This is a genomic window from Desulfovibrio sp. 1188_IL3213, from assembly GCF_036763145.1.
Taxonomy (GTDB): domain Bacteria; phylum Desulfobacterota; class Desulfovibrionia; order Desulfovibrionales; family Desulfovibrionaceae; genus Desulfovibrio.
This window is the reverse complement of record NZ_JBAIYR010000146.1, coordinates 1-5,196: the sequence shown is the minus strand read 5'-3', so window position 1 is coordinate 5,196 and position 5,196 is coordinate 1. Positions and strand designations below refer to the sequence as shown.

Here is a 5,196-nt window from a genome sequence, read left to right as displayed (position 1 = left end):
AGGGCCAGTTCGGACGGGGTGTGCGGGCCGGCTTCCACTTTTTCGGGCGTACCCAGGCGCGTGTCCGCAAGAACGGCCGAGGGGGTGGTGCAGCCATAGCATTTGCCCTGGGCGTAGTCGGTCATGCAGAAGCGGTGGGGCTTGCCGTCGGCCGTGATGGTGACCCCGGCCTCGTCATATTCCACCTTGTCAATACTGGTGTAGCGTCCAAGTTCCTGGGTGACGCGGGCCATATCCAGCGTGCCTTCGCAGGGCATGGCGAAAATGGTCACGTCTTCGCGGCGGATGAGCTTTTCCTGCAGCAGTTCCACCACCGAGCGCGAGTCACAGCCCTTGACCACAATGCCCACTTTTTTTCCCTTGAACGAGGGCAGGTAGACGGCCGGGTTATTGACGTTCAGCGGTCCCCACACGAGCTTGTCCACATCTTCGGGGGTTTTCATGAAGATGGGCACTGTATGGGCGGCATCGTAGCCTTGGCCCCAGCCGATGACAAAGTCCAGCTCGGGCAGTTTGGCCTTGATAGCGTCCTTGAGCTCGCCAAGGGCGGCCTTTTGCCCTGTACCCAAAGGCCGCAGGGAGGTCAGCGCCATGTCGGCGATCTTGAGCAGCGGTTCGGGGTCTTCCAGGCGCGGCGCGGGGCCGAGCTTGTGGATGCGGTCGGTGAAGACCGTGACCACCTGCTGCCAGCGCTGGCCTTCGGAAGCCGAAACCCAGGTGTATTCAAAACGGCGGTCGTCAATACCGAGCACAGGCAGAAACTGCTTGAGCACTTCAAGACGGCGGCGGGCGTAGAAATTGCCAGCCGCATAGTGACAGTCACGCGGGTGGCAGCCGGAAACCAGCACGCCGTCCGCCCCGTTAAGCAGGGCCTTGACGATAAACAGCGGGTCTATGCGGCCCGAGCAGGGCACGCGGATGATACGCAGATCCGTGGGCTGTGTGGCGCGGGCCACACCGGCTGTGTCGGCGCCGCCATAGGAGCACCAGTTGCAGAGAAAACCCACAATCCGCAATTCTTTGCCTTCTAAAGCTGGCATAGCGCGTTAACCTCCGCAAGAATCTGGTTGTCTGTGGCGTGTGAAAGCTGGATGGCCCCCTGGGGGCAGGTGGCAGTGCAAAGCCCGCAGCCCTGGCATACGGTTTCGATAACCTGGGCCTTGCCCTCGCCCCGGATTTCCACCTCTTTGATGGCACCGAAGGGGCAGCACTGGATGCACTTGCCGCAGTTGACGCAGCGGCGCATGTCCACCTGGGCGATCTGCGGGTCGCTTTCCAGCTTGTCCTTGGCAAAGAGGGCCAGCACCTTGGCAGCCGCTGCCGAACCCTGGGCCACGGAAGCGGGGATGTCCTTGGTTCCCTGGCACACGCCCGCCAGATACACACCGGCGGTATTGGTTTCCACGGGCTTGAGCTTCACATGGCTTTCCATGAAGAAGCCGTAGCTGTCGTAGGAGATGCGCAGCTTTTCAGCCAGTTGGGGCGCGCCCTTGCTGGCCTCGATGCCCACAGCCAGAACCACGAGGTCGGCCTTGACTTCAATGGCCTGTCCCATAAGCGTGTCCACGCCCATGACCACAAGCTGTCCCTGACCGTCGGGGTATATCTGCGAGACGCGCCCGCGGATATACTCCGTGCCGTATTCTTCCATGGTGCGGCGGGTAAACTCGTCGTACATCTTGCCTGCGGCGCGGATGTCCATATAGAAGACATAGGACTGGGAATCCGGAATATGGTCCTTGGTCAGAATGGCCTGCTTGGCCGTATACATGCAGCAGAAGCCGGAGCAGTAGGGCCGCCCGATGGATTTGTCACGCGAGCCGACGCACTGCACAAAGACGATGTTCTTGGGTTCCTTGCCGTCCGAGGGGCGCTTGATATGTCCGGCCGTGGGGCCGGAGGCATTGAGCATCCGTTCGTATTGCAGGGAGGTGATAACATCGGGGTACGCGCCGCCGCCGTATTCCTGATACACGGTCCAGTCCATGAGATCATAGCCGGTGGCGGCCACGATGCTGCCCACCTCTTCGGTGATGATCTCATCTTCCATATCATACTTGATGGCCCCGGTGGGGCATATCTTGGCGCAAACGCCGCACTTGCCCTTGATGAACTGGCGGCAGTGCTCGGCATTGATGACGGCCTTTTTGGGAATGGCCTGGGGAAAGGCAATGGTGATGGCCGTGGTGTTGCTGATCAGTTCGTTAAAGGCGTCGGGCGTTTTTTTGCTGGGGCATTTTTCGGTGCAGGCGCCGCAGCCGGTGCAGAGGCTCCAGTCCACATAGGTGGAACGCTTGCGGATTTTCACCGTAAAGTTGCCCACGTAGCCCGAGATGTCTTCCACCTCGGAATAGGCGTACAGCGTGATGTTGGAATGCTGCGCCACGTCGACCATCTTGGGGCCGAGAATGCAGGCCGAGCAGTCCACAGTGGGGAAGGTCTTGTCCAGCTTTGCCATTTTGCCGCCGATGGTGGCATCGCGTTCCACAAGCACCACAGGCACGCCGCCGTCGGCGCAGTCAAGGGCGGCCTGAATGCCCGCCACGCCGCCGCCGATGACCAGCACGCGCTTGTTGACGTCAAAGCTTTTGGCAAGCAGCGGCCTGTTGTTGCGCAGTTTTTCAACCGCCAGCAAAACCAGTTCCGCAGACTTGTTGGTATTGGCTTCCTTGTCGCGGCCGATCCACGAGACATGCTCGCGGATGTTAGCCATTTCGAGCATGTAGCGGTTGAGCCCCGCGCGTTCCACCGTGCGGCGGAAGGTCGGCTCGTGCATGCGGGGCGAACAGGAAGCCACCACAACGCCGTCAAGCTTGTGCTCGTGAATGGCAGCCTCAATGGCTGCCTGGCCGGGTTCGGCACAGGTGTACATGGGGTCGTCGGCATACACCACGTCAGGATAGGTGCGGGCAATTTCAGCCACCTTGGCGCAGTCAACGGTGCCGCCGATATTGCTGCCGCAATGGCAGACGAAAACGCCTATTCTCATGACCTGCCTCCTTCAGCGGCCTTGTCTGCGGCGGCGGAATTGCGCCGGAGTTCGTCCAGCTTGCGGATGAGGCCGTCAGGGCTGACGCGCAGTTTGTTAAGCCCCAGTTCCTTGTGGTCAAGGCCAAAGGCTATGCCCATCATCTGGGTGAAGTAGAGCACCGGCAGGCGGAAGGCCGTACCCATTTCCTTGGATGCCTGCTCCTGGCGCAGGTCAAGGTTCATCTGGCAAAGCGGGCAGGCCACGATAACGGCATCCACGCCAAGCTGGGTGGCAAGGTCGAGAATTCGCCCGGAGTTGCGGGCGGTCATCACCCGTTCGGGAATGCCGAACGACGCGCCGCAGCAGGCGGTCTTGAGGGGAAAGTCCACCATTTCCGCGCCGCAGGCGGCGAGCATGCTTTCCATAAGGGTGGGATTTTCCGGATCGCCGAAGTTCATGACCTCCGCCGGGCGGCTCATGAGGCAGCCGTAATAGGCGGCCAGCCTGAGGCCCTTGAGGCTCTTGCGCACCCGGGCGGCGATGGTTTCCATATCATAGGCTTCGGCAATGCCCTGCATGACCGAGGTCACAGGAGGAAATGCCTTGGCCGAGGGGCCGTCGAGCAGTTCGTCCACACGCTGGCGAAACGCGGGGTCTTCCATGCGCTTTGAGGCCAGTTTGAGGTTGGAAAGGCAGCTCGGGCAGGGCGTGAGCAGCAGTTCGGCCTGCTGCTGGGCAGCAATGTCGAGGTTGCGCACGCAAAGGGCTGCGGAAAGCTCGGTGTCCACGGCGTGGGCCGGGGTGGAGCCACAGCAGTTCCAGTCCGGAATGTCCACCAGGTTCATGTCCAGCGCCTTGCACACGGCCTGGGTGGACATTTCATAGTCCTTGGAAGAGCCTCGGGCCGAGCAGCCGGGGTAGTAGGCAAAATTCATGGGCGCACCCCCTCGCGCTTGGCGCGTTCTTTATAACGCTCGAAAATGCGCGAAACCGGGGCGGCTCCCTGGGGCAGCACGTGGGGTTTGAGACCCAGCTTGCCTTTTTTGAGGGCTTCCGGGGCAAGATCCACGTCAGTGAACACGCGCATGGAGCGCATCATATACAGGGCCATGGTGCCAATTTCATAGGTGCGGCCAAAGGCACGCACTGTATCAAGGAAGGAAAACCAAAACTTTTCCACCTTGGGTACAGTCACGCGGCCTTCTTTGCGGGCCATGTGGCGTAGGGTCTCCATTATACCCGCAACGTCGATATTATTAGGACAGCGCAGACTACAGGTCGAGCAGGAAAGGCACATCCAGATAGAGCGCGAATTCAGCACTTCATCCCTGAGGCCAAGCTGTACGGCGCGCATGATCTGGCTGACCTGCCGGTCATAGACAAGGCCTGCGGGGCAGCCGGCTGTACAGTTGCCGCACTGGTAGCAGGTTGAAACATTTTGGCCGCTTAGCGCCTCCACTTCCGCCGTAAAGGCGGCGTCGCGCATCCGGCTCAGATTGATGGCGTCGTTCATGTGAACTCTCTGGTTAGAGGCTGTTGTGGGAAACCCCGGACAAGTCAAGAATGTCTCAGGGCGTAACGCAGAACACCGCAAAAAGCCAGTTCCAGGGCAGTGGAACCTTTCAGGTACGCACCTTTCCGGCCGTGTTGGCCGCCGCATCAAGCGCGGCCCGCAGGCCGAGAAGATAGCTCGACGGCCCGAAGCCGCAGATGCTGCCCGCGCAGACGGGCGACAGCACGGAATGGTGCCTGAAATTTTCTCGCGCATGCACGTTGGACATGTGCACCTCGACCACAGGAATTTCCAGTATGGCGAGGGCGTCGGCAATGGCATGGCTATAGTGCGTCCAGGCTCCGGCATTGATGACGACGGCCTGCACGTCCTCATCCGCGGCCTTGTGGATGCGCTCCACCATGACGCCTTCGTGATTGGTCTGAAAGCTCTCTACCGTAACGCCGAGTTCCTTGCCCAGAGACGTCAGGGCGTCATCTATCTGGGCCAGGGTGGCGCTGCCGTAGTGGGCCGGGTCTCGCCTGCCGAACATGTTCAGGTTGACCCCGTGCAGAACCAGTATGCGCATAGGAACCTCGTTTTCGCCTGCCGAACATTCAGACTGGCGGTTATTGCAACGGCTGCCGCCGGATTATGCAGTCCTGCGGCGACATGTGGCCGCGTTGCGCCGCAGGCGTGGTCTGGCAAGGGGCCGTGCCTCGCAATGTGCGCC

5 protein-coding genes are annotated in these 5,196 nt (G+C 60.9%); all 5 read right to left on the bottom strand.

The features are described from left to right. Positions 1-1,040 (bottom strand): hydrogenase iron-sulfur subunit (locus V6C16_RS07500; RefSeq protein WP_333542961.1); only part of this gene is annotated, 1,040 nt, incomplete at its 3' end. Next, positions 1,028-2,989, bottom strand: coding sequence for a CoB--CoM heterodisulfide reductase iron-sulfur subunit A family protein (locus V6C16_RS07495; protein WP_333534931.1), 1,962 nt, complete (start codon positions 2,987-2,989; stop codon positions 1,028-1,030). The genes V6C16_RS07500 and V6C16_RS07495, both read right to left, overlap by 13 nt. Then, positions 2,986-3,906, bottom strand: a complete 921-nt coding sequence (locus tag V6C16_RS07490; RefSeq protein WP_333534932.1) for a CoB--CoM heterodisulfide reductase iron-sulfur subunit B family protein — start codon at positions 3,904-3,906, stop codon at positions 2,986-2,988. Before V6C16_RS07490 ends, V6C16_RS07495 begins: the two co-directional genes overlap by 4 nt. Continuing rightward, positions 3,903-4,484: a 4Fe-4S dicluster domain-containing protein gene (locus V6C16_RS07485; protein ID WP_333534933.1), complete on the bottom strand. Its 582-nt coding sequence runs from the start codon at positions 4,482-4,484 to the stop codon at positions 3,903-3,905. The genes V6C16_RS07490 and V6C16_RS07485 overlap by 4 nt, the downstream gene beginning before the upstream one ends. A 109-nt stretch (positions 4,485-4,593) precedes the next feature. Beyond that, positions 4,594-5,052: a type II 3-dehydroquinate dehydratase gene (aroQ, locus tag V6C16_RS07480; protein ID WP_333534935.1), complete on the bottom strand. Its 459-nt coding sequence runs from the start codon at positions 5,050-5,052 to the stop codon at positions 4,594-4,596. Positions 5,053-5,196 lie beyond the last annotated feature (144 nt).

Excerpts from the sequence above, each read along its gene's own strand:
- V6C16_RS07495 (WP_333534931.1), bottom strand. The coding sequence starts at position 2,989 with ATGAGAATAGGCGTTTTCGTCTGCCATTGCGGCAGCAATATCGGCGGC.
- V6C16_RS07490 (WP_333534932.1), bottom strand. The coding sequence starts at position 3,906 with ATGAATTTTGCCTACTACCCCGGCTGCTCGGCCCGAGGCTCTTCCAAG.
- V6C16_RS07485 (WP_333534933.1), bottom strand. The coding sequence starts at position 4,484 with ATGAACGACGCCATCAATCTGAGCCGGATGCGCGACGCCGCCTTTACG.
- aroQ (WP_333534935.1), bottom strand. The coding sequence starts at position 5,052 with ATGCGCATACTGGTTCTGCACGGGGTCAACCTGAACATGTTCGGCAGG.